Raw genomic sequence first — 25,640 nt, 5'->3', positions numbered from 1 at the left:
GGCCGGCGGCTCCGTGGCCACCAGACACGCTGACATAGGCGCCGGTTGATCGTTTGCACCGGACAATGACGGTGCCGCCACCCCGCCGGGGTATGCTCCCCTTGCGTTAATTATCTTCCCGTTGCCGTGATACTCGTCGGCGATGATGATCAGGGGCTTCTGACCTACTATGAGGTCAACCTCATGGATCACAACTCGCCCGAGTAGAAAGACGGGGCCCGATCCTACAAAATTATTATAGAAGCCCTGCACATAGGCATTAATGACGACTGTGTCCCGTATATATGGATAGTTGTGCGCATCCATGACGTCGTCGTCCCTGTGTTCAGGTGTACTGCCTGGATCATCGTTGGTGTTACAGGTATCTCGCCGTAGCCGTGATGCACGCTTGAACGCCTCAGCCAGTCATCAGTCGAAGGCTAGTCTCAACCGCGGACGGTGCTCTCAAGGGGCGCAACCTACGACAGCGCGTCCAAGCTCAAGGGGCGTCCACGCGAGCTACTGATACCAATACACTAAAGGTTGTGCTTTCACCAGTTTCGGGCCGCCTCAGGCCACCGCGTCACAACACCACATTGATGACGGCTCGTGGCCCTTAGCCGACTTTCATGACCCAGCTCAGTGTGCCGCTCTCGCCTTCATCAAAACGAACAAATGGGAGGCTAAAGCGACCACCGAGAAAATGACTATTCCTAGTTCAACGCCGTGCACGCTCTGCGGCGCATAGGTCGAAACCAGCCAAATAAAAAGCCGAACAGCTCCCATGAAGACAACCACTCCCCACATCGCGAACCATTTTGGGGCGCTCCATGTTGGCTCGCCGTTGCGTCCCCACTGCATTGCGATGCGGTCCCGCTCGATACGAGGCGCGAAATAGAGGTTTAGGGTTACAACTAACGCAACAGCCAGATCAAAAACGTAATCTGCGGGTAACATATTTTGCGCCTTCCCGGGCAAGCACACTTGGCCCCTCGTGAGACGAACTGCCGCAATCTATGCTTGTTTGAGCCGAGCCGGTCGCGTCTATTTCCCGTATGGTTGCCAGCAGGTTGAGCGTTGCCCGAGGTCTCCCCCTGTTTCACGCCACCGCCTGGGCAATGAAGTTGCGGACGATCTTCGAGGTCTCGCCACGCCGGAACGCCAGAGCCAAGCGCACGATTGGAGCGTCCCCTTTGACCTCACGATAGGTGACGCCGGTTACATGAAGCTGGCGCATTGACGCCGGCACGAGCGAAAAGCCAAGCTCAGCTGCCACCAGGCTGACGACAGAGCTGATCTGCGGCGCGGACTGCCCGAGGGTCGGCTCGAAGCCCGCCCGCCGACAGGCCGCGATGACTGTGTCAACCCAGGCCGATCCGCGCGGCGTCAGAATGAGCGGATCCCCTTTGAGCCTGATAAGATCGATTTCAGTCGACTTCGCCACCGGATGGCTTGCGGGCAATACGACGAGCATCGGCTCGCTGGAGAGACGCCGAAACTGTAGATCGTCCTCGCCCTCATCGGGGCGCAGGAACACCGCGTCCAGCTCTCCTTCCCGAAGGCCCGCAAGGAGGCGGGATGTGCTTGCTTCCTCCAGCGTCAGATCCACATCGGGATAAGCTCGGCGAAACGATCGGATTGTCGAGGTAACAACGGGATTAAATGGTGCCGAGTTGGTAAAGCCGACCCGCAGCGAACCGATTTGACCCCGCGCAGCCCTCTGCGCGGCGCGAATGGAGCGCTCCGCCTGCATAGGAATGACCCGCACGTTCTCTAGAAAAGCGCGCCCTGCCTCGGTCAGTTCAGCACCCTGGGGAATGCGATGGAAGAGCGCAGCCCCGACTTCGGCCTCAAGATCCTTGATCTGTTGGCTCAGCGGCGGCTGCCCGATTCCAACGCGCGCAGCGGCGCGTGTGAAGTTTTTCTCCTCGGCAACCGCGAGGAAATAGCGGATGTGGCGCAGTTCCATGTCAGTGCCAAAAGCTATCGAGATCGTGCTTCCTATATATTTGACTGCGCGATTATCGAAATCAAATATCTCCTATCGGGGGCGCCGATTGACTTGGACGATCGAAATTGGACCAGAATCTGAACGTCAGTCTGAAAGACAAGTCCATCCCCGAGCCGGCGATTGGGAACATGGAACCCCGTCTCCCGGTTGCTGCACCTTCGCTTTCCGCGACACCCGAACTCGATCGATCGCGCGTTTTTTCGCACCGCCGGCGCGCCTTGCTGTTCCTCCTCGCCGTTGCAGCAACTGTCTTAGCCTGGTGGATATCGGGCCATCTGTTCGCCTATACGGACGACGCATACGTCACGTCCGATGTGCTGTCGATCACGCCGGAAGTTACGGGTCCGATCGCAGCGGTTCTTGTGAAAGACAACGAATGGGTGAAGCGGGGAACCCTCCTCTTTACCATCGATCCGGTTCCGTTCAGATTGGCCGTAGAGCAAGCGCGCGCGCAGGAGGCGCGAACTGAGGCTCAGCTGCCGGTCGACCGGGCGCAGTTGCAGGTTCTGCAGGCGCAGAAGGAAGCGGCGGGTGCTGCCGAGAGGCTCGCTGCGGCAAACCTGCGCCGTGACACGCCGCTTGCCCAGTCCGGTACGATCTCCGCGCAGGCCCTCGACACGACTCGTACCACCGAGGAGCAAAGCGCGGCCCAGCAACATGCTGCCGAAGCTGCCTTGCAGAAGGAGAGCGAGACTCTCAGCCTGGATAAGGCTGCCGTCTCATCGGCCCACGCTGCACGTCTTCTCGCCGAATGGCGCTTGGGCTGCACCAAAGTCGTGGCGCCCGTTGATGGTTTCGTGACGCATCTTGCCATTCAAACTGGCGACATGGTTTCCACGAGCCAGGCAGCGGTTGCGATCGTCGATGGAAACGCCTGGCGCGTCGTTGCCAATTACAAGGAATATTATCTACGACACCTCCATCCCGGCGGCCTCGCCTGGATCTGGCTCGACAGCCATCCCTGGCATCTTTATCGCGCGCGCATCCAAGGTCTGGCGCACGGCATTAGTCGCCAGCAAGGAAGCGAGACACTTGTCCCTTACGTATCTCCAACGGTGACTGGATTCGCCTGCAACGACGGATTCCAGTTCGATTCACGCTGCTCGAATCTCCTGGGAGCGACCAACTCTTCATGGGCGTCGACGCCCGCGTCCTGGTCATCTACTGATTGGGAGAATCTTGACGATGCCGCTCCTGATATCGGCCCTGCGACCCATACCGCAAGCCCTGGTGCGTGAGCTCAAATCGCTCGAGCTTCGCGGCCCGCGCGCCAGAGACGCAGCAAAACTCGCGATCTCGGTGCTGGTTGCTGTCGCGGCGGCAACCATTCTCAACCTTGATGATCTCTCCTGGGCAGCGTTCAGCGGCTACATGGTGATACGTGGCAGCCTCGCCGAGACATTCCGGCGGGGACTGATGCGAATCGTGGGCACTGCCGGTGGAGCACTGCTGGGGCTCCTGCTTGCGCCCAGCGCAGCGGACGCCCCTTTGCTGCTAATCGTTTTCCTCTTCCTTGTGTCATGGATCGGCACCTTTCAGTCGCTGGCGACCAACTACAGTTACGCATGGCTGTTCTTTGGCCTTACGGCCGGGATGGTCATCACCGAGGCGCTCGCCTCGCCAGACTCTGTCGTGCATTTCGCCGCCACGCGGGTGGCGGAGATTACGGTCGGAACGTGCGCATGCCTTGTTGTTGCAAGCCTGTTCCCGGATACACCGAGCCGCAGGGAACAACATGCTTACGACATGCTCTGGTGTGGACGCCTGCGTGATGTGTTGAATGAGAGCTGGCTACGAGAGAATTGGCTGCTGCTCGAGCACTGTACGCGCGCGGCGCTGGCCGTCGCCTTGCTTCCCCTCATCTGGCGGTGGTTCGGCATTGAGGAGTTCTCACAAACTGCGGTCACATCGTACGTCATCATGATCGTCCCATCGGCCGCGGTGGGGAACCGCCGATATGCTACGATCTACGAGAGGATAGCCCACAGGGCGTTCGGATGCCTGCTTGGTAGCGCGGTCGCTCTTGTCTCTATTGGCCTGTTCGGCACAGGATTGCCGGTAACCGTGCTCACCCTCGCTGCCGGCGTCTGGATCGGCTACCAAATCCAGACAGGACGGGAGATCAACTATCTCGGAACGCAGTTCACGCTCGGGCTTCTCATCACCCTAGTTCAGGGACCAGCTCCGATCACAGATATTACGCCTGGGCTAGAGCGTTTAGTTGGCATCGCGATCGGCTCCGCCATGCTGTGTCTGACGACCTTCGCTTGGCCTTTGGTTCAAGACCAGTAGCATCTCCGACGGAGGCTAACCGCCGTCTTCCCAATGTCGACCGACCAGTCTTCGTATGTCCCCTCAAGCGGCCGGACATCGCGAATGCGATCGTCGAGCCGAACCGTGCTTCAGGTCTCAGCGTGTCAGCTGACGGAGGTAAACCCGACACACCCCGCGCTTACCCCTGATCGCTGCTTTTGACCAAAAGCCGACCTCTGCTGAGATCCGCTATTGCGCCGCTATCAGGGGCACAGCGGACCTCATACGCGCCCTGACTGCCGGGCGTTCTGCGAGTACAAGCCTCGGTGCGCCTCGTGAAACCGGCTCAAGAACCTTCAGCCGTTTCGCTGCGCGGCTGGCGGATGGTTTCCTCGGGCGTGCCGATCCTCGGCCATGATGCCGGCATTCATGAAGCCGACGCAGGTCGAGACATCGGAAGAAGGCCATCTCGTGCGTGACCAGCATGATGATGCCTTCGGCGCTTCTCGCCCCGGTCACCCCTTGGCAGCAACGTACCCATAAAAATTCATAAGAAAGTCCCGAACGGCGAGGGGCTTGACGGCACCGGTTTTTTCCTGCGGATGCGGTATCACGTAGTCTCCATCGCCATATGAGAAGACCTTCGCCTTCACGTACCCGTTCATCACTTGTATCTTCTCGCGCAGCACGACCCAGTGCATTGTAAACGCGGAGCCTTTATCGGACTGGTCGTCATAGTCGATCATATTGGCGCTTATGAAAAGACATACGCGATATCCGCTGTCGAGCAGCCGGTTGGCTTCGTTTACATCGTCGATGTCTTTGTTGTATCGCGAAATGTTGGTATTCTCCCGCACGTCCCGGTATCCTGCCTTGCGAAACCATTGCTCCATTTCGCTCGGCAGGGTGACACCCGCAAGATCGCTGATCTTGCCTGTGTCGTCGAAATCGAGGAACCAGTTCTCCGAATCGCGTATGGAGGCGCATGTCAGCCAATCGACGTGGTCCAGCGACCAGGGTGGCGTGAAGTTCCTCACATCCTTTCCCGGCTTGATCAGCAGGCGGCCAAGGTTCGCCTGCCCCTTCTGATAGAGATCGATCGCGAACCGCGCGTAAGACCCTGGCTTGTCGGACGCGTAGCCGAACATCAGGGCGGATGGCCCGCACAGACTTCCCTGATCTTGATTGATGAGGCTCGGCTTCGCAATGCGCCTGAGAATACCTATGCCGACGCGGTGTGGGTCGAGCTTCGGAAAGAACGTCGTCCTCGTGTTTTTCAGGAAATCGCAGACCATTTCCGCGGCTAGTTTTTTCTGGTCGGAATTGAGGTCGTACGGTCCGATCCCGCGCTTCTCCTTGTATTCTTCTCCGACGAAGAGCGTGATGAGCTTTTTCGAGGTGGGGGAGAGCGTTCTGGAGGTGTTCGCAATGGTGGTCAGGTCGTCCAGCTCGAATGCGGTGACCATGCCGTCTGCGACGGTAGCCCGGATGATGTCAACGATCTCTGCGTAGTCCAGCTTTGAATCGTCGATGAGGCCTTTGCGAAGTGCAGCATCGACGGAAGGAGTCGCGATTGCGTCCCATTGGCCCTTTGGCAGGGCGGGCTTGGCAGCCGCCTTCGTCGACAGTTCAACGAGCCGACTGAATGTCGGGCCGGCAGGCCGAACATAGCCGTCAGGCGTGCCGGGAAAGTTCTTCTTTTGGAAGTACAGAATCGAGTTGTAAAGGCCGTCGCTGGCGTAACCGGTCACGACCATCTGTGGTTTAAGCGTGTTCTCGGCGCCGCCGTCGGAAATGGCGATCTTGTTGAGCAGCGAAATGACCAGCTCCTGATCCTTTTTCCAGTTTTGGCAGCTGCGCCCTGTCGTCGCGAACCGTCCGACCTTGTCTTTCAACTGCAGCATATCGCGCCTCCCCGGAACGGGAATGCTGCCTCGAACGTCCTGACATGCAGCCGAGGCAGGCGCTGTGGCAAGTTTTCCCGCTGTAGGGTTGGTCGCCCCTGCCGTCCCTTGTGTTCATTCGCAAGGACAGCGGTCGCCCTGTGGCGAGGTTCACGAATGCGTTATGTCTGCCTATCGGGGTAGACCGGAATTCGTCGGCGCACAGCTAGAATGTCGCGAATGGCCCATCGCGACCTCTTGTGCTGCCGCACGAACCTGGTCGCTATTGGGGCAAAGCAGGCGTAGCCTTCGTCGCATCACGCCGCGGGGTTTATGGGTACACGGCCTAGCCCAGCTCTTGCAGCAGCTTCCGCGTCTCGCCCAGCAGCGCCCGTATCGCCCTTCGTTCTGCGATCCGGTCTTGCGTGAATAGCCCATGCTTCCGCGCATTCTGATTTCCTCTCGGTGCGCCTGACCTCGCGGCGCTGCCATGCATGCGACAGCGGGTCTTGCCGTGCACCGCCGGCGCGAGGCAGGCGGTGCCGCTGCGTGTCCTGGCGCCGCAGCGCGGACTCGCCAGCATCGCAGCCATGTTGCGGGAGTGATCGCCGCTCATGCGCTGGCGCCTTGTGCGGCATCGACCAGTTCATGTTCGCCTTCGCCGGCTTCGTGAGGCGAGATCGATCCTGCTCCCATCGGCGTGTCCGCGACGCCTTGCTCCGTTACGATCATTCCAGCGTGCTGTACGGCGTGGCTCGCGGTGGCTCCCGCGCCATCCTGCACCGTCAGACTCTGCACCGTGATCGCCTGCTCGCCATTGTTGCGGTACCGGTTGAGCGTCTCGACCTGGGCCGGAAAGATTCGCGTTAGCTTGGCGAGCGCGCGTGAGGCGCTGTCCTGCCGCGGGATGTCGTCGGCGAAGGCGAGGCGATGGGCGCAGCGCATCGCCAGGACGTGAATGGAGACCATCTGCGCCGCCAGCATGGCCTCGATGGAGTCCCTCGGCGCGATGCTCTTCATCATCGAGATCATGAAGGCGAGATTGGCCTCGTCCGGCTTCTGCGCAATCACGCTGGCTTTCACCAATTGCTTCAAGATGCCGTGCAGCGCATCGCGGTCGACGGCACCGAGCGCGTCGGCCAGCAGCCGTTCGCCGGTTTTCGGGTCGGGATGGTCGATGGCAATGCGGCGCCTGTAGAGTTTGATGCGCGGGCTCGCAGCCGGGTCGCTGCGATCGGTTGCCGCAACCGGTGGCGTGGTGTGGCGATTTGGGGATGTCGTCATGTGTCGTGTCCTTTGCCGGCGCAGGTGCGCGACCGCCCGCCCGCGTGCTGCGCGCGGCTACCAATTTCGAGATGTCGATGAGAGGCTTACGCGCGATCGCGGCGAGGCGCCCGAGGAGCGGGCGGCTTGGACGCTGGCGATTGTTGCGATGATGCCATCATGCCGGTGTTTTGCCCGACGTGTCAAATTGCATTTCGTGGTATCCGAAGGTGCTTGTCCTGCGCAAGTCCTTGTCCTGACCGGGGCCGGCTACTGTGCATGGGGTTGTTTTCGCATTTTTTGTCTGGATGCGGCTCTCGCGTGCCGCGCGACGGAATGACGGCGCGCAAACGCGATTGCGAAATCCGGCGCGACCGCTAATCATGATCTCCAGAGGCGCCGCACCATGCAAAAGCGGCAGCGCGGGTCCGGGGAGAGAACGAATGCAACGAACGATTCGCCTGCTGGCGATTGTCGCCGGATTGTGCGTGACGACCGAGGCTCTCGCGCAGAAATATCCGACGCGTCCGGTCAAGATCATGGTCGGCTTCAGCGCGGGCGGCCCGGTCGATGTGGTCGCGCGCATCATCGGCGACCGGCTGAGCAACAAGCTCGGCCAGCCCTTCGTGGTCGAGAACCGCGCCGGCGCCAACGGCATGATCGCAGCCGAGGGCGTGGCGCGCGCGGACGCGGACGGCTACACCATCCTCGCCTGCAACTCGTCCACAATCACGCTCAACAAGACGCTGTTCAAGGACGCCCGCTACGATCCGCAAGGGGACTTTGCGCCGCTCACCACCGTCATCTCGGCGCCGCTCGTTCTCGTGGTCAATCCCGAGAATCCCAAGACGGCCAACATCAACACCGTCGCCGATCTGGTCGCGGCGGCGAAGGCCGCGCCGGGCGCGCTCGCCTACGGCTCGGGCGGCAACGGCAACCTTGCCCATCTCGCCATGGAGCTGCTCAGCCAGAAGGCCGGCATCAAGCTGATCCACGTGCCCTATCGCGGCGGCGCGGCATCCGAGGTCGGCATCCTCGCGCAGGAGGTCCTGGCGGTGTTCGATCCCTTGTCCGCCGTCCCGCTGGTGAAGGCCGGCAAGCTGCGCGCGCTCGCGGTGTCATCGGCCGAGCGGCTGCCGGCGCTGCCTGATGTGCCGACCGTCGCGGAGGCCGGCTATCCCGGCTTCGACATCTCGTTCTGGGTCGGCTTCTTCATGCCGAAGGCCGTGCCCGCGCCGATCCGCGAGACGCTGCACCGTGAGATCGTCGCCGCCGCCAAAGATCCGGCGGTGCAGGAGCGGCTTGAGTCGCAAGGCGTCGTCAGCGTGCTCAACCCGGCCGACTACGCCGCGAAGATCGCGAAGGAGACCACGGAGCTTGCCGAGGTCGTCGCGGCCGCGAACATCAAGGCGGAGTAGGGGCGTCAGGGCGAGAGGATCTGCTTGCGGTAGCGGATCAGCGCTCGCTCGATGCGAGGCGCACGGCGCGGACCTTCGCGCCGGTCGTCTTCCTCGATGCGCCGACGGAATCCTCATTAAAGCAGCAGGGAAAACTGGCCGCGAAGCGGGCTTCGAGCTAGTCCTTGGGAAAATCCTTGCGCATCGCGATCTCGGCGGCGTCGCCGGGCGACAGCACGGTCTGCTCGAACGCTGCTTGCGGCTTCGTCATGATGTCGTAGAGCGAGATGCCCTTGATCGGCTTATCCATGAGCACGCGAACGCAGTCGGCGAGCGTGCCGTTGTAGACGAGATAGGGCGGACCCCGGTCCTTCTGTCTCTCGCCTTTCAGCGACGGCCACTTCTTCAGCTCGGCCGGCGCGTCATAGGCGATCGGCGATTCCTCTTTGAACATGCGCTTGGCCTCGGGCGGCGTGGAAAGCCCGAAAGTCCTAGTGCCGCCGGGTAAACGCTCGTTAAGGAATTAGTTAAAATCAGCCGGCAACGAAGGCGAGCAGGGTGCCGTTGGCCTTGGCCGGCGGCACGCAGATCGCAGCCCCGCTGCGCAACGTAGCCGGACCCAGCGCCTTCTCGGTGGCTGCGAGATCGCCGCTGACGAGGACCAGGGCCGCGCCGCCGCGCGCGGAAAGACCGGTGAGCGGCACGCCGGGATAGCGTTTGCCGAGCTGCTCCAGCGTCAAATAGACGAAGTCGGCGCGGTCGCCGCCGGACGGCACGGCGACTGCACCATCGGCTTCCGTCCTCGGTTCGCGGTCGATCAGGCGGCCGAGATGCGCCGCATCCTGCGCGGGCTCGGGCGTTGCGATCAGCGTCTGCCTGATCCGCTTCGCCGCATTGGCGTGCTTCATCAATTCAGGAATCCACACCGTCTCGCGGGTCTTGTGCTGGCAGGCGAAGATGCGCACGCCGCCGGGCGCCTCCGCGGTCGGCCACATGAAGGTGCGGAATTTTGCCGCCGAGATCGTGCCATCGGGTAGCGTCACCGGCCGTTCGAAATCGGTCGGGCCGATCGGCGTCAGGCCGCGCGCACGGATCTCCTCGGCGCCGGCCGCGCTGTCGATCGCCGTGAAGGCGATGCGCTCGATGCCCTCGCCGTGCCTGTCGACGAAGGCGCGGGCCGGTGCGTTGTGCTCGGTCGCCACCAGCACGCCGAGCAGCTCCATATAGTCGGGGTCGAACATGATGGTGTAATTGCCGGTGCCCATATGCGCGCTGTGGGTGCCGCGCGGCGACAGGGTGAAACCGAGCTGCCTGTAGTTTTCGGCGGCCCTGTCGAGGTCGCGAACCATGACCACGGCGTGGTCGATACCGATGATGTTCTTGAGGGCCACTGTTCTTTCCCCGCAGCAGATGCAAACTTGGATCTGGACCGCGCCAGCGGCCGCTGGCCCTGTCTACGCCGGATAGGCGATCAAGTCATTTTCAAATCGGGGGCGGATGCGGAATTTCATTTCGCGAAATGCGGTATCGACGCGTGATGGCGTCACTGCGCCTGCTCGATATAGGCGGCGAGGATGGCGCGCTCCTCGCTGGTCATGTCGGTGATGTTGCCCGGCGGCATCGCATTGGACCACGCCGCCACGCGGCCGATCAGGCGGATGTTGCGATGGATGTGCTCGGGCGCGTCGAGCAAGATGCCTTTGGGCGCGGTCACGATGCCGGCCCAGACCGGCTCGGCCGCGTGGCACATGCTGCAACGGGACATCACGATCTCCTCGACATTGGCGCGCGTCGGCTGTGCCGACAGCGCGCCCGTCTTGACCTCGCGGGGGCCGGCCGCGGAGAGCAGGAGGATCGCGATCACGCCCAACGCGGCGACACCCCACACCCACCACGGCGATTTGCGCCCCGCGTGCCGCTCGTTGAAGAAGTGGCGGATCACGGGGCCGAGCGCCAGAATGATCGCGACGATGATCCAGTTGAAGCGCGTCGCGTAGAGCAGAGGATAGTGATTGCTGATCATCAGCACGACGACGGGCAAGGTCAGGTAGTTGTTGTGAACCGAGCGCTCCTTGCTGGCCTTGCCGAGCTTCGGATCGGGCGCCTGGCCCGCGATCAGGCTGGCGACGATCTTCTTCTGGTTCGGGATGATCAGTGCGAACACGTTGGCGACCATGATGGTGCCGATGATCGCCCCGATCTGGTTGAAGGCGCCGCGCCCGCTCAGGACGTGGGTGAAGGCGTAAGTGAGCGCGACCAGGAACAGATAGCCGCCGATGGCAAAGGGCAGCTCGCGCTGCGCAAGCCCGGTGCGGCAGGCCGCCTCATAGAGCAGCCATGCCAGCGCCAGGCTGCAGAAGCTGAACAGCCCGGCCTGGATCGGTGTGAGGTCGAGAATCGACTTGTCGACCAGGAACAGGTCGGCATCGAGATAGTACACCACCACCATCAGCGCGAAGCCGGACAGCCAGGTGGTGTAGGCCTCCCATTTGAACCAGGTCAGCTCCTCCGGCATCTGGCTCGGAGCCACCAGATATTTCATGATCCGGTAGAAGCCGCCGCCATGGACCTGCCAGGCTTCGCCCTGCACGCCGTCCGGCAGGTCAGTCTTCGGCTGCAGGCTGAGATCGAGGGCGATGAAGTAGAAGGAACTGCCGATCCAGGCGATCGCCGCCACCACGTGCAGCCAGCGCAGCAGCAGGCTCGCCCATTCCGATATGATGGATCCCCACATGATCACCCCATCAATTGCGACCTGGATGCCGCAGCTTTGATGACCGCAACCGGCGGTCGCGCCCTTACAATGTGTCGCACCGATCTGCCGCATTTTCCAGTACGATGGGCTGCGGCTGATGCACATCGTGCGGGCATGAGCTGACGTGGGATTCGGCAGGTGTTTGTACTGCCGCAGAACATTTGCGGACCTATAAGCGTCGACGTTCAGGACGCGCAGGCTGGGAGGAAAACGACGTGAAAAGCAGGATTTCGTCCGCAGCAACGGCTGCGGGATTGCTGGTCGCGGTTGCTGCCAGCGCGCAGGCCGAGCCGGTTCTGCAAGGCAAGGACGCCTATGGCGATTGGCAGGCCGACAAGCCCGGCACGGTCAGGTTGATCCGGCCGCAGGACCTCGTCAGGCCCGGCGCGACACGGTCGGTTGCGAGCACCGCGCGTGTGGCGTCGCGACCGCCGGAGGCCACGCCACGTGTGCCGGCGGGTTTCAAGATCGAGCTGTTCGCCGAAGGCTTGCGCGCGCCGCGCATTGTGAGGGTCGCGCCGAACGGCGATGTCTTCGTCGCGGAGACGCGGGCCGACGCCATCCGCGTGCTGCGCGCCGGGGATGGCGGCAAGGCTGCGACCAACGAGGTGTTTGCCAGCGGATTGAGACGGCCGTTCGGCATCGCCTTCTTTCCGAACGGCGACAATCCGCAATGGGTCTATATCGCCAACACCGACAGCGTCGTCCGGTTTCCCTATCAGGCCGGCGATCTCAAGGCGCGCGGCAGGGCGGAGACGATCGTGGCAAGCCTGCCGCAGGACGGCAGCCATTCCACCCGCGACATCGTCTTCACGCCCGACAACAAGCGCATGCTGGTCTCGGTCGGCTCGCTCAGCAACGTCGCCGAGGGCATGGGGACGCCGCCGGGCGGATTGGATGGCTGGTCGAAGACGCAGCCGCTCGGCGCGGCCTGGGCCAGTGAGCTCGAGCGCGCCACCGTGATGGCCTTCACGCCTGACGGCAAGGACCGGAAGATTTATGCCACCGGCATCCGCAATTGCGTCGGTCTTGCGATCGAGCCGCAGAGCGGGCTGCCCTGGTGCTCGACCAATGAGCGCGACGGGCTCGGCGACGATCTCGTGCCCGATTACGTCACCAGCGTGAAGGAGGGCGCGTTCTACGGCTGGCCGTGGTTCTATATCGGCGGCAACGAAGATCCGCGTCACGCCGGCGCGCGGCCGGACCTCAAGGACAAGGTGACGGTGCCCGACGTGCTGATCCAGCCGCACTCGGCTTCGCTCGGCATGACTTTCTATCAGGGCACGCAGTTTCCGTCCGACTATCAAGGCGATGCCTTCGCCGCTGAGCACGGCTCCTGGAACCGCTCCAAGCGCACCGGCTACAAGGTGATCCGTATCAGGATGAAGGACGGCAAGCCCACCGGCGAGTACGAGGATTTCGTCACGGGGTTTGTCGTGAGTGACACGGAGGTCTGGGGAAGGCCGGTTGGTGTCGCCGTGGCGAAGGATGGATCGCTGCTGGTGTCGGAGGACGGCAATGGCACCATCTGGCGGGCGACGCGCGCACCGCAGTGACGCTGTTTCCCTCCCCCTCCAGGGGAGGGTAAGCAGCGCGCTCGAATTACCCCCGTCTCACACTCGCGCCACCGTCCACCGGCAGCGTCACGCCGGTGATGAAATTCGCCTCGTCCGACGCCAAAAACAGTGCGGCATTCGCGACGTCCCAGCCGGTGCCCATCTTCCTGCGCAGTGGCACCTTGCTGTCGCGCTCGGCTTCGACTTCAGAGCGGGGCTTGGACCATTCGCGGGCGCGGGTGTCGACGGCCATCGGCGTGTTCATCAGGCCGGGCAGGATGACGTTGGCACGGATGCCGTATTCGGCGTTCTGGTAGGCGAGCTGCTCGGTGAAGGCGATCATGGCCGACTTCGTCGCCTTGTAGGCGACGTAAGGATAGGTCGTGATCGCGGCCATCGAGGAGATGTTGACGATGGCGCCGCTTCCTTGCGTGCGCATGATCGGGATCACTTCCTTCGCTGCCAGAATACAGCTCTTCAGATTGATGGCGACGACACGGTCGAACGCCTCCTCGGTGATTTGAAGCAGCTCGGCATCGCCACCGGACAGGCTGACGCCGACATTGTTGTGCAGCACGTCGATGCGGCCCCAGCGCGCCAGCGCATCCGCGACCATCGCCTTGATGTCCGCGGATTTGGTCACGTCGGCCTTGAAAGCCGCGGCGGTGCCTTGCTCCGCTGCGATCAGATCGACGGTTTCCTGCGCCGATTCCAGGTGGTGGTCGACGCACAGCACTTTGGCACCCTCGCGCGCGAAGGTCAGCGCGGTGGCGCGGCCGTTGCCCATGCCTTCACCGGGGCTCTGGCCGGCGCCGACGACGATCGCGACCTTGTCCTTCAAGCGCATGTCACTTCACTCCCGGGATCGGGTACTGCTGGAGTACCTCTTTGTAATACGGTTCGTTGTCGATCTTCATAGTGGCGAGCACGCGTACCACGCCGCAATAGAAGGCGATGGTGAGCACGAGGTCGACCATGTGCTCGTCAGAGAGATCTTTCTTGATCTCGGCGAAGGTCGCGTCCGACATCGCGAGCTCGCGCACCATCTCGCGGGCGCCTTTCAGGATCGCCCTGGCGAGCGGCTCCAGCTTCGACGGCTTGCCGTCGGTCTCCGCCATCAGACCTGCGATGTCCTCGTCGGTGACGCCGAACTCCTTGCCGATCTTCACATGGTGGGTGAATTCGTATTCCGACTTCTCCATCCAGCCGACCTGGAGGATCGCGAGCTCCCGCAACCGCGGGTCGAGCTTGCTCTTGAAGCGAATATAGCTGCCGATGCCGTTGAAGGCGCGCGCCATCTCCGGCGAGTTGACCAGCAGCTTGTGCAGGTTGGTGTTGCGCTTGAGCATGTCGCGATATTCGGGCGCGACCTGGTCGGCCTCGAGATAGGGCAGGCGGGCCATCCGTGTTCCTTTCAGTGTTCCTGTGATTCACGTTCCGGCGCTTGCAGCGTCACGCCGCCGTCGACCACCAGCACTTGGCCGGTGATGTAGCGCGCAAAATTGCTGAGCAGGAATTTGACGGCGTGGCCGACATCCCAGCCGGTGCCTTCGGTCTTGAGCAGGGAGGCCCTGGCGCGGTTGGCGCGCGCCCGCTCGCTCATGCCGCGGGCATAGACCATCGGCGTGTACATCGGTCCGGGGCAGATGCAGTTGACGCGGATGTTGTCGCGACCGTGATCGACCGCCATAGCGCGGGTCAGGCCGATGATCGCAGCTTTTGAGGTCGTGTAGGTCGTGAGCCCGCGCGGCCTGAGCGCCGAGATCGAGGAGATATTGACGATCGCGCCGCCCTTGGCGGTCCTGATCATCGCGGGGATCGCGTGCTTGGAGAGCAGGAACATGGTCTCGACGTTGACCTGCATGACACGGCGATACTGCTCGGGAGTCTCGTCGACCACGCTGCCGCGGCTGCCGATGCCGACATTGTTGTCGAGGAAATCGAGCCGGCCCCAGCGGTCGAGCGTAGCCTCGACCAGTGTCTTGCAATCGGCTTCGCTGGTGACGTCGCCGCCATGTGCTGCTGCCGTGCCGCCCTCGGCCATGATCATCTCCACCGTGCGCTCGGCGAGCCTGAGGTCGCGATCGGCCACCAGCACTTTTGCGCCGGCGCGGGCCAATAGGATTGCTGCAGCGCGGCCGTTGCCGATGCCGTCGCCAGCGGCGCCACCGCCGCTGATCAGTGCCACCCTGCCGGCGAGGCCGGCATCGTCCTCGGGGCCCTGCATGTCGTTTCATCCCAATTATTTTCGTGCAGATTAGCAATCGCCCTGACAGGAGAGAAGGCCGATGGTCCCGCGCAGATGTCATTGACATCGCATGGAATTGCATGCCGCCGGGCGGCACGGCGCACAATTAAGCGGGCGTATCGCGGAACCGTTCTGCCGAGCTTGCGTTTGTTGCGGGGGCTTTTCCGCGCTAGGCTCTCGCCTGGGGTTTCCCAATCGCCAGTGGCTTGCCGATGAATCTGCTCGATCCAAAAGGGCCGGTGGCTGCCGCCAACAGCACCATCCTGGTCGATTCCGTCTTCATCATGCTCGTGATCGTGGTGCCGACCATTTTCGCGATTTTGGCCTTTGCGTTCTGGTTTCGCGCGTCCAATCCGAGAGCACGTTACCAGCCCGACTTCGTCTATTCCGGCCGCGTCGAGATGGTGGTGTGGGCGATCCCAGCGCTCACCGTGATCCTGCTCGGCGGCGTCGCCTGGATCGGCTCGCACCAGCTCGATCCCGCCGCGCCCGTGCCGGGCACCGGCAGTCCGGTCCGCATCCAGGCGGTCTCGCTCGACTGGAAATGGCTCTTCATCTATCCGGACCAGCGCATCGCCACCGTCAACACGCTGACGGTGCCGGCTGGTGCCGAGCTGAATTTCCAGCTGACGTCGTCGAGCGTGATGAACGTGTTCTTCATCCCGCAGCTCGGCAGCATGATCTACACCATGAACGGCATGGTGACGAAGCTGAACCTGCGTGCCGACAATGAGGGCAAGCTGCAGGGTCTGTCGGCGCATTTCTCCGGCGACGGCTTTCCCGACATGATGTTCGACGTCAACGTGATCTCGCCGCTCGCCTTCCCGGATTGGGTCGCGACCATTGCGAAGACCGATGCCGTGCTGAACGAGGAGAGCTATACGAAGCTGATGCAGCAGGGCATCGAGAAGAACAGGCTGACCTTTCGCCTGGACGATCCCCGTCTGTTCGACCTGATCGCAACCCAGCACATTCCGCCAGGGCCCGGCCCGGAGCTACTCTCCGATGCCGGCAGGCCGCATAGTGGAGGCCACGATGCTCGGTAAGCTCGATTGGTCGGCGATTCCGTTCGACCAGCCGATACCCCTCGTCGCGGGTGCCGTCGTGCTGGTCGCGATCCTCGGCGTGCTGATCTGGGTCGTCGTGAAAGGTCATTTGCCTTATCTCTGGCACGAATGGATCACCAGCGTCGATCACAAGCGCATCGGCGTGATGTACATCCTGCTCGCTTCGGTCATGCTGCTGCGCGGCGGCAGCGACGCCATCATGATGCGGCTCCAGCAGGCGGTCGCCTACCAGTCACAAGGCTATCTCCCACCGGAGCACTACAACCAGATATTCTCGGCGCACGGCACCATCATGATCTTCTTCACGGCGATGCCGTTCGTGATCGGGCTGATGAACCTGATCGTGCCGCTTCAACTCGGCGTGCGCGACGTTGCTTTCCCAACGCTGAATTCGGTCGGCTTCTGGCTGACCGCGACCGGCGCGCTGCTGGTCAATATCTCGCTCGTGGTCGGCGAGTTCGCGCGCACCGGCTGGCTGGCCTTTCCGCCGCTGTCGGAACTGTCCTATTCGCCCGGCGTCGGCGTCGACTATTACGCGTGGTCTTTGCAAATCTCCGGCGTCGGCACGCTGGTCGCCGGCATCAACCTCGTCACCACCGTGCTGAAGCTGCGCACCAAGGGCATGAACTATCTGCGCATGCCGATGTTCTGCTGGACCACGCTGGCCTCCAACCTGCTCATCGTCGCCGCCTTTCCGATCCTCACCGCCACGCTCGCGATGCTGCTGCTCGACCGTTACCTCGGCTTCCACTTCTTCACCAATGAAGCCGGCGGCAACGTCATGATGTTCATGAACCTGATCTGGGCCTGGGGGCACCCGGAGGTCTATATCCTCGTATTGCCGGCCTTCGGCATCTTCTCCGAGGTGGTGTCGACCTTCTCGGGCAAGGCGCTGTTCGGCTACCGCTCGATGGTGCTCGCGACCATGGCGATCTGCGTCATCTCCTTCATGGTCTGGCTGCACCATTTCTTCACGATGGGCGCTGGCCCCGACGTCAACGCCATCTTCGGCATCGCCAGCATGATCATCGCGATACCGACGGGCGTGAAGATCTACAATTGGCTGTTCACGATGTATGGCGGCCGCATCCGTTTTGCGACGCCGATGCTGTGGGCGGTCGGGTTCATGGTTACCTTCATCATCGGCGGGCTGACGGGCGTGCTGGTCGCGGTGCCCCCGGCCGACTTCATGCTCCACAACAGCATGTTCCTGGTGGCGCACTTCCACAACGTCATCATCGGCGGCGTGCTGTTCGGCGCCTTCGCCGGCTTCGAATACTGGTTCCCAAAGGCGTTCGGCTTTCGTCTCGACGAGCGCTGGGGCAAGGCGGCGTTCTGGTTCACGTTCCTCGGCTTCTACGTCACTTTCATTCCGCTCTATATCGCCGGCATGCTCGGCATGACCCGGCGCATGCAGCACTACGACGTCGCGGCCTGGCGGCCATGGATGTTCGTGGCGGCCGCCGGCATGGCCGTGCTGTCGATCGGCGTGATCTGCCAGATCGTGCAGCTCGTGGTCAGCATCCGCAACCGCGAGGCCCTGCGCGACCGCACCGGCGATCCCTGGGACGGCCGCTCGCTGGAATGGGCGACCTCGTCGCCGCCGCCCGTGTTCAACTTCGCCTTCTATCCGGATGTGCGCGGCGAGGATGCTTATTGGGATCAGAAGGCCCATGCCAAGCAGCAGCAGCTCGAGCATGATCGGCCGGAGTATCAGGATATCGAGATGCCCAGGAATTCGCCGACCGGCTTCGTCTGCGCGTTCTTCGCCACCATCATGGGCTTCGCGCTGATCTGGCACATCTGGTGGATGGTGATCCTGGGCGGCATCGGCGCCTTCGCGACCTTCGTCGTGTTCGCCTGGCGCGACCATGACGAATACGTCATTCCGGCCGACGAGGTCGCAGCGATCGATCGCATCAATATCGAGGAACGGCGCAGCCTCGTCAGCATGGCGGGAGCGCTCTGATGTCGATGACGGCGACCGCGGGCCGCGCGCATGCCGACCCCCACCATATCGGGCTCGTTGTCGAGCATCCAGGTCCGGCATCGAAGCGGATCGTGACCGCCTACGGCTTCTGGGTCTTCCTGCTCTCCGATATCGTGATGTTCTCCTGCTTCTTCGCGGCCTATGCGGTGCTGTCCGGCCAGACCGCGGGCGGCCCCAGCGGCTCGGAGATCTTCGAGCAGCGCAACGTCGCGATCGAGACGGTCTGCCTGCTGCTGTCGAGCTTCACTTGCGGCATGGCCAGCATTGCCGCCGACGTGCGCAACCGGTTCTGGTTCTATCTCGGCATGACCGTGACCTGCGTGCTCGGACTGATCTTTCTCACTATCGAGTTCCGCGAATTCGCGGACCTCGTCGCACGCGGCTATGGCCCGTCGCGCAGCGCGTTCCTGACCTCGTTCTTCTCGCTGGTCGGATGCCACGGCCTGCACGTCTCGGCCGGCATATTGTGGCTGCTCACCATGATAGCCCAGGTATTCGCAAAGGGCTTTCGCGCCGACGTCTTGCGCCGGATGATGTGCTTTGCGCTGTTCTGGCATGCGCTCGACATCGTCTGGGTCGGGGTCTTCTCCGTCGTCTACCTGCTTGGGAGTGCCGTATGAGCGATCAGACGCATGTGCGGACCGGACACGATCTCGCACCGGGCGAGGAAGAGCAACACAGCGTCGGCGAGCGGGTGCTCGGCTATGTCGTTGGGCTCGGCCTCGCGCTGCTGCTTACGGCAACGTCATTCTTCATCGCCGGAACCGACCTGGTCTGGCAGCCATCGATCCCCGTCGCTCTGATCGTGCTGGCGATCGCGCAGATGGGCGTGCACCTCGTGTTCTTCCTGCACATCACGACCGGGCCTGACAATACCAACAACGTGCTGGCGCTCGCCTTCGGCCTTCTGGTCGTCTTCCTGGTCGTCGGCGGCACCGTCTGGATCATGGGGCATCTGAATGCAAACATGCCGCCGATGGACCAGATCATGCCGATGCGGAAATAGGGCGCACAAAAAAGAAGAGCCGCTTGTTGTGACAAGCGGCCCAAGTCTAGGGAGGAAACGCCCGAGCAAAGCAATCGGACCGAAGCCGGATTGCTGCCAAGGAACGCTCGCGCAAAGCGCTTGCGTACATATTAGATGTAGCAACCACCGAGAGAGTTCAATTCCGGATCAATACTGTCTCCGGCTACCGCTCACATGCTCGTGACGGGCTTCCTCATTTCGGCCGGCGGCAATTGTAGGCCTTGCGGAAGCCGGCGGCCTGCGCGTCGTCCTCCGAGCAGAACCAGCGGTCCGGCTTGGTGGTCGCGGGATAGCTTGGGCAGCCTCTCAAGTGATAGATGCCGATATTGCCGGTGACGCGCGCGCGCACGGCGAGCTTGCCCTTGATGCTGCAACTCGGCGGCATGGTCAGCTCCTCCGGAAACAGCGCCGCGCGGATTTCCTTGTCGCGGTCGGCGCGGCAGGCGGCGCCGAGCAGCGTGCCGTCCTTCTTGCCCATGCGGAATTCTTGCGGTGCAACAAAGCAGCCCTTCCAGATGCCGGCTGACGCGGTTTTGGCATCGGCCGCGGCAGCCTTGACGTTCGCCTTGATCGGCTCGCGGGCGATGGCATAGCCAAGCTTGACCAGCTGCTCGTTCAACGAGACCTTGTCGCCCTCGGCGGTGCAGATCGCCCGGTGCCGTTTGCCGAAGCTCTTTTCCGGCCCGACATCGTCACAGCGCACGCTGCGTTTGTTGATCAGCTTCGCCAGCTGGTCGCGGGCCTCGATGCCGCAGGTCCAGGGATCGGCGTGATCGTCGATGCAGACCTGGTCCAGCTCGGGCGCGTCGACGCCGTCGAGGCGGTAGGTGACGTCGCCGAGCTGGATCGAATTGGCGTCCCGGACGGTCGCGGCCGCCGTCAGCGCGGAGGCGGGCCCGGAAGAGGCCAGAAACCCGGACAGAGCGAGAAACGAAACAAGCGCGAAGGCGCGGGCGGCGGCAAATGAATTCCTAAAGGACATAACGTCTCGCTATCGATTGCTCTGGCGCCTCGTTCCTAGCATCCGGAGGTCGCGATACCAATGGTCTGCGCCCTGCGAAGTGCGACATTCGCGGGCCAGCCTTTACTGACCGGCCGGTCTGCCCCTATCGTTCGGCACGATCAAAAACCTGCGTAGACCGAATCGCCCTTGAAGCGGCGAGGGCGGGAGGAAGAAAGTTCGATGAAAGACCCCGTGGACGTCCTGATCATCGGCGCCGGCGCTTCAGGTGCCGCGATCGCGTGGTCGCTGGCCGAGACCAAGATGCACATCCTCTGCCTGGAGCAGGGCGGCTGGATGAACCCGGCGGAATATCCCAGCACGGGCCGCGACTGGGAGGCCAAGTTCTACGGGGAGTGGTCGTCGAGCCCGAATGTCCGCGGCCGGCCCGAGGACTATCCGATCAACGACGACAATTCGCCGATCAAGGTCGTCAACTACAACGCGGTCGGCGGCTCGACGGTGATGTACACCGCGCACTGGCCGCGGCTGCATCCCTCCGATTTCAAGGTGAAGACGCTCGACGGCGTCGCTGACGACTGGCCGATCGACTACGACGCGCTGACGCCGTTCTTCGAAGAGAACGACCGCATCATGGGCACGTCTGGGCTATCGGGCGATCCGCTGTCACCGCTGACGCATCCGCCGATGCCGCAGCAGCCGATGGGATTGTCCGGCGCCATCATCGGCAAGGCCATGAACAAGCTCGGCTGGCACTGGTGGCCGTCGGACACGACAGTCGCGACCACGGACTATGAGGGCCGCGCGCGCTGCATCAATCTCGGCCATTGCACGCCGGCCTGCGCCCAAGGCGCAAAGTCCTCGACCGACATTACCTATTGGCCGCACGCGATCCGTGCCGGCGTCGAGCTGCGCACGCATTGCCGGGTGCGCGAGATCACCACCGACGAGAACGGCATGGCCTCAGGCGCGGTCTATTACGACAAGGACGGCGTCGAGCAGTTCCAGCCGGCGCATGTCGTCATCATCGCCTGCAACGGCGTCGGCACGCCCCGGCTGCTGCTCAACTCGGCATCCAACCGCTTCCCGCACGGTCTTGCCAATTCGTCGGGCCTCGTCGGCAAGAACCTGATGTTCCATCCCTATGCGCAGATCTACGGCTATGTGAAGGAGCCGACCGACAGCAACCGCGCGCCGCCGACCTGCCTGTGGAGCAAGGAATGGTATGACACCGACCTGTCGCGCGGTTTCGTACGCGGCTACGGCGTCCAGTTCGTGCGCGGGGCAGGACCGGTGTTCGAGGCTGTCGTGAGCGAGCAGAGGGGCATTTTGCCGTGGGGCGCGGATCATCACCGCGTCTTCCGCAAGCTCAATGGCCATCGGCTGGGATTCTCCGCGATCTGCGAGGACCTGCCGGAGGAGCACAATCGCGTCACGCTCGATCCTGTCCTGAAGGACAGCCACGGCATTCCAGCACCGAAGATCGACTACTCGATCAGCGAGAACAGCCGGAAGATGATGGAGCATGCGCTCGCGCGCGGCCGCGAGGTTCTGGAAATGGCGGGGGCGACCGACATCTGCGTCAACTCGCCGATCCCGTGGGGCGGCTGGCATCTGCTCGGCACCGCGCGGATGGGCACCGACCCCGAACGCTCCGTCGTCAACGAATGGGGCCGCACGCACGACGTCAAAAATCTCTTCATCGTCGACGGCAGCATCTTCGTCACCTCGGGCGGCGTGAACCCGACGTCCACCATCCAGGCCCTCGCGCTCTACATCGCCGACCAGATGAAGCAGCGCCTCGCAAACTTGTTCGACTGAGGCCGTCATGTCCGCAGACAATCAACTCACGCGCGCCCAATGCAACGATCTCCGCACCATCGCTGCGATGATCGTGCCCGCCAGCGACGAGTACAAGGTGCCCGGCGCCGACGACCCCGCGATCCAGGCCGATATTCTGACGACGCTGGGCCGCGACACCAAATTGGTGGCGGCGGCGCTGGACCATCTGGCCCGGCTCGCAGGGCAACCGTTCGCCGAGCTCGATGCCGCCAGGCGCGATGCGGTGGCGCAGGAGTTCCGCAGCTCCGGCGGCGCGGCTGCCGCAACGCTCGTCCGCGTCGTCCTGCAATGCTACTACCGCGACGACCGGGTGCTGCGCTCGCTCGGGCTCGAGCTGCGCGCGCCGTTCCCCAAGGGTTACGTGCTCCCGGACGGCGACTGGTCGCTGCTCGACCCGGTCAAGGCGAGGGCGGGCACGCTGCGGCGGGCGCCCTAGCCACCTTGGTAGGTCAAGTCCTGACAGCCCAGCCTTGCGCCCCAGGCGGGTCCCTTGCGTTGGCAGGAACAGGCCACCATCTGTGTGAGCCTCAAGGACTCTTGCCATGCTGGATTTTACCTCAGACATCGTCGATGACGCCGCGTCATCGCGAGCGACAGCGTCTGCCCCGGTCGACGACCGGGCTCTGCTGGACGCCTATTCCAATGCCGTGATCGACGTGACCGACCGTGTCGGCCCCGCCGTCGTGCGCGTCGAGACCGGGCCAAAGGTGCCGAACGGCCGCGAGCGCGGCGGGCTCGGCTCCGGCATCGTGATCTCGCCGGACGGGCTCGTGCTCACCAATAGCCACGTGGTCGGTTCCTCCAGGGAGATCCGGCTGCGGGACGTCGAGGGTAACGTCGGTGAGGCCCCCGTACTCGGCGTCGATCCCGACACCGACCTTGCGTTGCTGCGCGCCAATGGTGTGCGCGACTTGCCCTATGCCGCGCTCGGCAACTCCAAGACCCTGCGGCGCGGCCAGCTCGTGATCGCGATCGGCAATCCGCTCGGCTTCGAGTCGACCGTGACCGCCGGCGTGGTCTCGGCGCTGGGGCGCTCGATCCGCTCAGTGAGCGGCCGCACCATCGAGGACGTGATCCAGACCGATGCTGCGCTCAACCCCGGCAATTCCGGCGGGCCGCTGGTGTCGTCGAATGCCGAGGTGATCGGCATCAACACCGCCATCATCAATGGCGCGCAAGGCATATGCTTCGCGGTCGCCAGCAACACCGCGCAGTTCGTGCTGTCGGAGATCATCCGCCACGGCTATGTCCGCCGCGCCTTTATCGGCGTCGCCGGGCAGACTGCACCGGTCCCGCGGCGGCACGCGGTACTGGCCGGCGTCGACAACAAGATGGGCGCGCTCTTGATGCAGATCGAGCCGAATGGACCGGCGGCGAAGGCGGGCCTGTTGCCCGGCGACGTCGTCATCAAGCTCGATGGTGTCGATATCAACGGCGTCGACGATCTGATCCGCGTGCTCGACCGCGACCGGATCGGCCGGCGGCTCGCCATGGACGTGCTGCGGCTCGGCCGCTTGCGGGCGATCGATATCGACCCGATCGAGCGCAAGCCGGCGCGCTAGCGTTGGTGCCTCCGGGCGAGGTATGACGGCGTCATGCCTCTTTCCCGGACCCTTGCCGCATGATGCCGGCGCATGAGACCTACGATGTCATTGTCGTCGGCGCTGGCGCCGGTGGCATGACGGCCGCGGCGGTGGCCGCCGCTGAAGGCTTGCGCGTGCTGGTGATCGAGAAGACGGCGTTCGTCGGCGGCACCACCGCCTGGAGCGACGGCATGGTCTGGATCCCCGCCAATCCCAAGATGAAGGACGTCGGGCTGTCCGACAGCATCACGGACGCGGTCCGGTATCTGTCGAGCACGGTGCCGGAGCCTGCCAATGCCGGCCTGCGCGCAGCCTTCCTCGCGCGCGGGCCGGAGGCGGTCGCCTATCTCGAAGCCAACACGGAAGTGCGCCTCCAGCCGGTGAAAGCCTGTCCGGACTGTTATCCGGAGCGGTTGGGCGCGACATCAGGCGGGCGCGTGCTGGAGCCGGTCGCGTTCGACGGCACCCGGCTCGGCGCGCCTTTCGCGCGGCTGCGCGCGCCGCTGCCGGAGCTCACGCTGTTCGGCGGGATGATGGTCAACCGCCTCGACATCCCGCATCTGCGCCGGGCCGGAAAATCGTTGCGTTCGACCCTGCGCGCGGCGCGGCTCGTTTCGGAATACGCGTTGCAGCGGCTACGCAATCGGCGCGGCACGACGCTGCATCTCGGCAACGCGCTCGCGGCGCGGCTCTATGCCTCGCTGCTGGCGCGGCAGGTCGAGATTCTCTTCTGCGCCGATGTTGAGGACTTGTCGATGCAGGGCGATCACGTCGGCGGCGTTGTCATCCGCCACGGCTCCCGCGACCGCCTGATCTCAGCGCGTCGCGGCGTGGTGGTTGCGACCGGCGGCTTTTCGCACGACGCTGTGTTGCGCAAACGCTTCTTCCCGGCCGCGGCTGGTTTCGTCTCGGCGGCCAGCACCGCTGGCACTGGCGACGGGCTCCGGCTTGCGGCCACGGCCGGTGCCGCGCTCAACACGGAGGCGACGAGTCCGGCCTATTGGGTGCCGGCCTCGCTGTTCCGTCGCGACGATGGCAGCCGTGGCGTTTTTCCGCATACGGTGACCGACCACGCCAAGCCCGGCGTGATCGCCATCAACGCGGCCGGCCGTCGCTTCGTCAACGAGGCGCAGTCGCACCATGAGTTCGTGCTGGCGATGTTGCGCGACGGCAATGGCGAGCCGGACCGGCCGTTTTATCTCGTCTGCGACCGTCAGTTCCTGTGGAGCTATGGCCTCGGCCGCATCAAGCCGTTTACGCTCAACCTCCGGCGCTATCTGGCGAGCGGCGAGTTGCTCAAGGCTCCAGACATCGCGCAGCTCGCGGCGAAGATCGGCGTCAATCCGTCCGTGCTCACGGCGACGATCGCTGGTTACAACGTTGATGCGAAGCAGGGCCGCGATCCCGAATTCGGCCGCGGCAGCACCATCTATCAGCGCCACCTCGGCGATGCCACGCACAAGCCCAATCCCTGCGTCGCGCCGATCCTCCGCGCGCCGTTCTTCGCGATGCGCATCCATCCGGCCGATCTCGGCACGGCCATCGGCATGAAGGTGGATGCCCAGGCGCGCGTGCTGCGCGAGGACGGGGCCCCGATCGCAGGTCTCTACGCCTGCGGCAACGACATGGGGTCGATCATGAACGGGAATTATCCGGGGCCGGGGATCATGCTCGGGCCCGCGCTGACGTTCGGGTATATCGCGGGGCGGCATCTGGCGGAGGGTGGTGCGGCGCGTGAGACGGCTGCCGGCGTGTCAGCTTCGGTCTAGCCACTACCTCCACCGTCATGCCCCGCGAAGGCGGGGCATCCAGTACGCCGCGGCCT

At 63.6% G+C, this 25,640-nt stretch carries 24 protein-coding genes; 12 read left to right on the top strand and 12 right to left on the bottom strand.

The window, feature by feature from the left end:
- Window positions 1–618: 618 nt before the first annotated feature.
- Together AB7531_RS33485 and AB7531_RS33480 are read right to left on the bottom strand one after the other, a co-directional pair.
- The gene (locus AB7531_RS33485; RefSeq protein WP_187387775.1) at window positions 619–936 is read right to left on the bottom strand and encodes a hypothetical protein; all 318 of its coding nucleotides are present in this window, start codon (window positions 934–936) and stop codon (window positions 619–621) included.
- A gap of 142 nt (window positions 937–1,078) precedes the next feature.
- The gene (locus tag AB7531_RS33480; protein ID WP_063984879.1) at window positions 1,079–1,948 is read right to left on the bottom strand and encodes a LysR family transcriptional regulator; all 870 of its coding nucleotides are present in this window, start codon (window positions 1,946–1,948) and stop codon (window positions 1,079–1,081) included.
- A gap of 107 nt (window positions 1,949–2,055) precedes the next feature.
- Here AB7531_RS33480 and AB7531_RS33475 point away from each other — a divergent pair, with 107 nt between their 5' ends.
- Window positions 2,056–3,228: an HlyD family secretion protein gene (locus AB7531_RS33475; protein WP_063984878.1), complete on the top strand. Its 1,173-nt coding sequence runs from the start codon at window positions 2,056–2,058 to the stop codon at window positions 3,226–3,228.
- Window positions 3,221–4,282, top strand: coding sequence for an FUSC family protein (locus tag AB7531_RS33470; RefSeq protein WP_187387774.1), 1,062 nt, complete (start codon window positions 3,221–3,223; stop codon window positions 4,280–4,282). Before AB7531_RS33475 ends, AB7531_RS33470 begins: the two co-directional genes overlap by 8 nt.
- 476 nt (window positions 4,283–4,758) lie before the next feature.
- Here the strand turns inward: AB7531_RS33470 and AB7531_RS33465 are convergent, their stop codons facing one another.
- The 3 genes from AB7531_RS33465 to AB7531_RS33455 form a co-directional block, all read right to left on the bottom strand.
- Entirely contained in the window at window positions 4,759–6,147 is a 1,389-nt protein-coding gene (locus AB7531_RS33465; RefSeq protein WP_063984876.1) for a hypothetical protein, read from the bottom strand.
- A gap of 325 nt (window positions 6,148–6,472) precedes the next feature.
- A complete protein-coding gene (locus tag AB7531_RS33460; protein WP_354097118.1) occupies window positions 6,473–6,709 on the bottom strand; it encodes an HGGxSTG domain-containing protein in 237 nt (78 codons plus the stop codon).
- A gap of 29 nt (window positions 6,710–6,738) precedes the next feature.
- Complete coding sequence (locus AB7531_RS33455; RefSeq protein WP_063984874.1) at window positions 6,739–7,410, bottom strand: hypothetical protein; 672 nt, start codon at window positions 7,408–7,410, stop codon at window positions 6,739–6,741.
- A gap of 422 nt (window positions 7,411–7,832) precedes the next feature.
- Between AB7531_RS33455 and AB7531_RS33450 the strand changes: the two genes are divergently transcribed.
- Window positions 7,833–8,807: a Bug family tripartite tricarboxylate transporter substrate binding protein gene (locus tag AB7531_RS33450; protein ID WP_063984873.1), complete on the top strand. Its 975-nt coding sequence runs from the start codon at window positions 7,833–7,835 to the stop codon at window positions 8,805–8,807.
- Window positions 8,808–8,964: 157 nt separating this feature from the next.
- Here the strand turns inward: AB7531_RS33450 and AB7531_RS33445 are convergent, their stop codons facing one another.
- From AB7531_RS33445 to AB7531_RS33435, 3 genes are all read right to left on the bottom strand, one after another.
- Window positions 8,965–9,240, bottom strand: coding sequence for a hypothetical protein (locus tag AB7531_RS33445; RefSeq protein WP_063984872.1), 276 nt, complete (start codon window positions 9,238–9,240; stop codon window positions 8,965–8,967).
- A 79-nt stretch (window positions 9,241–9,319) separates the two neighbouring features.
- Window positions 9,320–10,177, bottom strand: a complete 858-nt coding sequence (locus tag AB7531_RS33440; protein ID WP_063984871.1) for a VOC family protein — start codon at window positions 10,175–10,177, stop codon at window positions 9,320–9,322.
- 152 nt (window positions 10,178–10,329) lie between these two features.
- Entirely contained in the window at window positions 10,330–11,520 is a 1,191-nt protein-coding gene (locus AB7531_RS33435) for a urate hydroxylase PuuD (RefSeq protein ID WP_063986582.1), read from the bottom strand.
- Between the two features lie 236 nt (window positions 11,521–11,756).
- On the opposite strand from AB7531_RS33435, the gene AB7531_RS33430 reads away from it, so the two are divergent.
- Window positions 11,757–13,097 (top strand): PQQ-dependent sugar dehydrogenase, encoded by a 1,341-nt coding sequence (locus AB7531_RS33430; protein WP_063984870.1) that lies wholly within the window; start codon window positions 11,757–11,759, stop codon window positions 13,095–13,097.
- A gap of 46 nt (window positions 13,098–13,143) precedes the next feature.
- Here the strand turns inward: AB7531_RS33430 and AB7531_RS33425 are convergent, their stop codons facing one another.
- From AB7531_RS33425 to AB7531_RS33415, 3 genes are read right to left on the bottom strand one after another with little or no spacing between them, the layout of a single operon-like run.
- Window positions 13,144–13,944, bottom strand: a complete 801-nt coding sequence (locus tag AB7531_RS33425; protein WP_063984869.1) for an SDR family NAD(P)-dependent oxidoreductase — start codon at window positions 13,942–13,944, stop codon at window positions 13,144–13,146.
- Window position 13,945: 1 nt separating this feature from the next.
- Window positions 13,946–14,500, bottom strand: coding sequence for a carboxymuconolactone decarboxylase family protein (locus AB7531_RS33420; RefSeq protein ID WP_063984868.1), 555 nt, complete (start codon window positions 14,498–14,500; stop codon window positions 13,946–13,948).
- Between the two features lie 11 nt (window positions 14,501–14,511).
- Window positions 14,512–15,324, bottom strand: a complete 813-nt coding sequence (locus AB7531_RS33415) for an SDR family NAD(P)-dependent oxidoreductase (RefSeq protein WP_063984867.1) — start codon at window positions 15,322–15,324, stop codon at window positions 14,512–14,514.
- Between the two features lie 233 nt (window positions 15,325–15,557).
- On the opposite strand from AB7531_RS33415, the gene AB7531_RS33410 reads away from it, so the two are divergent.
- Genes AB7531_RS33410 through cyoD form a run of 4 tightly spaced genes read left to right on the top strand, consistent with a single transcriptional unit; the run spans window position 15,558 to window position 19,408 of the window.
- Window positions 15,558–16,391: a hypothetical protein gene (locus AB7531_RS33410; RefSeq protein WP_063984866.1), complete on the top strand. Its 834-nt coding sequence runs from the start codon at window positions 15,558–15,560 to the stop codon at window positions 16,389–16,391.
- Window positions 16,381–18,381, top strand: a complete 2,001-nt coding sequence (cyoB, locus tag AB7531_RS33405) for a cytochrome o ubiquinol oxidase subunit I (RefSeq protein WP_063986581.1) — start codon at window positions 16,381–16,383, stop codon at window positions 18,379–18,381. The genes AB7531_RS33410 and cyoB overlap by 11 nt, the downstream gene beginning before the upstream one ends.
- Complete coding sequence (locus tag AB7531_RS33400) at window positions 18,381–19,022, top strand: cytochrome (ubi)quinol oxidase subunit III (RefSeq protein WP_063984865.1); 642 nt, start codon at window positions 18,381–18,383, stop codon at window positions 19,020–19,022. The genes cyoB and AB7531_RS33400 overlap by 1 nt, the downstream gene beginning before the upstream one ends.
- Window positions 19,019–19,408, top strand: a complete 390-nt coding sequence (cyoD, locus tag AB7531_RS33395; protein WP_028150137.1) for a cytochrome o ubiquinol oxidase subunit IV — start codon at window positions 19,019–19,021, stop codon at window positions 19,406–19,408. Before AB7531_RS33400 ends, cyoD begins: the two co-directional genes overlap by 4 nt.
- A gap of 214 nt (window positions 19,409–19,622) precedes the next feature.
- Here cyoD and AB7531_RS33390 read toward each other — a convergent pair whose 3' ends face one another.
- Window positions 19,623–20,411, bottom strand: a complete 789-nt coding sequence (locus AB7531_RS33390) for a thermonuclease family protein (RefSeq protein ID WP_063984864.1) — start codon at window positions 20,409–20,411, stop codon at window positions 19,623–19,625.
- 201 nt (window positions 20,412–20,612) lie between these two features.
- Between AB7531_RS33390 and AB7531_RS33385 the strand changes: the two genes are divergently transcribed.
- The 4 genes from AB7531_RS33385 (at window position 20,613) to AB7531_RS33370 (ending at window position 25,584) form a co-directional block, all read left to right on the top strand.
- Complete coding sequence (locus AB7531_RS33385; protein ID WP_063984863.1) at window positions 20,613–22,211, top strand: GMC family oxidoreductase; 1,599 nt, start codon at window positions 20,613–20,615, stop codon at window positions 22,209–22,211.
- A gap of 7 nt (window positions 22,212–22,218) precedes the next feature.
- Window positions 22,219–22,668, top strand: coding sequence for a hypothetical protein (locus AB7531_RS33380; protein ID WP_063984862.1), 450 nt, complete (start codon window positions 22,219–22,221; stop codon window positions 22,666–22,668).
- Window positions 22,669–22,774: 106 nt separating this feature from the next.
- The gene (locus AB7531_RS33375) at window positions 22,775–23,794 is read left to right on the top strand and encodes a S1C family serine protease (protein WP_063984861.1); all 1,020 of its coding nucleotides are present in this window, start codon (window positions 22,775–22,777) and stop codon (window positions 23,792–23,794) included.
- A gap of 59 nt (window positions 23,795–23,853) precedes the next feature.
- Complete coding sequence (locus AB7531_RS33370; RefSeq protein ID WP_063984860.1) at window positions 23,854–25,584, top strand: FAD-dependent oxidoreductase; 1,731 nt, start codon at window positions 23,854–23,856, stop codon at window positions 25,582–25,584.
- Window positions 25,585–25,640: the final 56 nt, after the last annotated feature.

Source organism: Bradyrhizobium sp. 63_E2_N1_3, from assembly GCF_052076005.1.
Classification (GTDB): domain Bacteria; phylum Pseudomonadota; class Alphaproteobacteria; order Rhizobiales; family Xanthobacteraceae; genus Bradyrhizobium; species Bradyrhizobium barranii.
Note: the sequence above shows the minus strand (reverse complement) of the source record. Positions and strands in the feature narration are given on the sequence as shown.

What these genes read in the sequence shown, in the direction of transcription:
- AB7531_RS33485 (WP_187387775.1), bottom strand. Translation starts at nt 936, where the DNA reads ATGTTACCCGCAGATTACGTTTTTGATCTGGCTGTTGCGTTAGTTGTA.
- AB7531_RS33480 (WP_063984879.1), bottom strand. Translation starts at nt 1,948, where the DNA reads ATGGAACTGCGCCACATCCGCTATTTCCTCGCGGTTGCCGAGGAGAAA.
- AB7531_RS33465 (WP_063984876.1), bottom strand. Translation starts at nt 6,147, where the DNA reads ATGCTGCAGTTGAAAGACAAGGTCGGACGGTTCGCGACGACAGGGCGC.
- AB7531_RS33460 (WP_354097118.1), bottom strand. Translation starts at nt 6,709, where the DNA reads ATGCTGGCGAGTCCGCGCTGCGGCGCCAGGACACGCAGCGGCACCGCC.
- AB7531_RS33455 (WP_063984874.1), bottom strand. Translation starts at nt 7,410, where the DNA reads ATGACGACATCCCCAAATCGCCACACCACGCCACCGGTTGCGGCAACC.
- AB7531_RS33450 (WP_063984873.1), top strand. Translation starts at nt 7,833, where the DNA reads ATGCAACGAACGATTCGCCTGCTGGCGATTGTCGCCGGATTGTGCGTG.
- AB7531_RS33445 (WP_063984872.1), bottom strand. Translation starts at nt 9,240, where the DNA reads ATGTTCAAAGAGGAATCGCCGATCGCCTATGACGCGCCGGCCGAGCTG.
- AB7531_RS33435 (WP_063986582.1), bottom strand. Translation starts at nt 11,520, where the DNA reads ATGTGGGGATCCATCATATCGGAATGGGCGAGCCTGCTGCTGCGCTGG.
- AB7531_RS33425 (WP_063984869.1), bottom strand. Translation starts at nt 13,944, where the DNA reads ATGCGCTTGAAGGACAAGGTCGCGATCGTCGTCGGCGCCGGCCAGAGC.
- AB7531_RS33420 (WP_063984868.1), bottom strand. Translation starts at nt 14,500, where the DNA reads ATGGCCCGCCTGCCCTATCTCGAGGCCGACCAGGTCGCGCCCGAATAT.
- AB7531_RS33415 (WP_063984867.1), bottom strand. Translation starts at nt 15,324, where the DNA reads ATGCAGGGCCCCGAGGACGATGCCGGCCTCGCCGGCAGGGTGGCACTG.
- AB7531_RS33410 (WP_063984866.1), top strand. Translation starts at nt 15,558, where the DNA reads ATGAATCTGCTCGATCCAAAAGGGCCGGTGGCTGCCGCCAACAGCACC.
- cyoB (WP_063986581.1), top strand. Translation starts at nt 16,381, where the DNA reads ATGCTCGGTAAGCTCGATTGGTCGGCGATTCCGTTCGACCAGCCGATA.
- AB7531_RS33400 (WP_063984865.1), top strand. Translation starts at nt 18,381, where the DNA reads ATGTCGATGACGGCGACCGCGGGCCGCGCGCATGCCGACCCCCACCAT.
- cyoD (WP_028150137.1), top strand. Translation starts at nt 19,019, where the DNA reads ATGAGCGATCAGACGCATGTGCGGACCGGACACGATCTCGCACCGGGC.
- AB7531_RS33390 (WP_063984864.1), bottom strand. Translation starts at nt 20,411, where the DNA reads ATGTCCTTTAGGAATTCATTTGCCGCCGCCCGCGCCTTCGCGCTTGTT.
- AB7531_RS33385 (WP_063984863.1), top strand. Translation starts at nt 20,613, where the DNA reads ATGAAAGACCCCGTGGACGTCCTGATCATCGGCGCCGGCGCTTCAGGT.
- AB7531_RS33380 (WP_063984862.1), top strand. Translation starts at nt 22,219, where the DNA reads ATGTCCGCAGACAATCAACTCACGCGCGCCCAATGCAACGATCTCCGC.
- AB7531_RS33375 (WP_063984861.1), top strand. Translation starts at nt 22,775, where the DNA reads ATGCTGGATTTTACCTCAGACATCGTCGATGACGCCGCGTCATCGCGA.
- AB7531_RS33370 (WP_063984860.1), top strand. Translation starts at nt 23,854, where the DNA reads ATGATGCCGGCGCATGAGACCTACGATGTCATTGTCGTCGGCGCTGGC.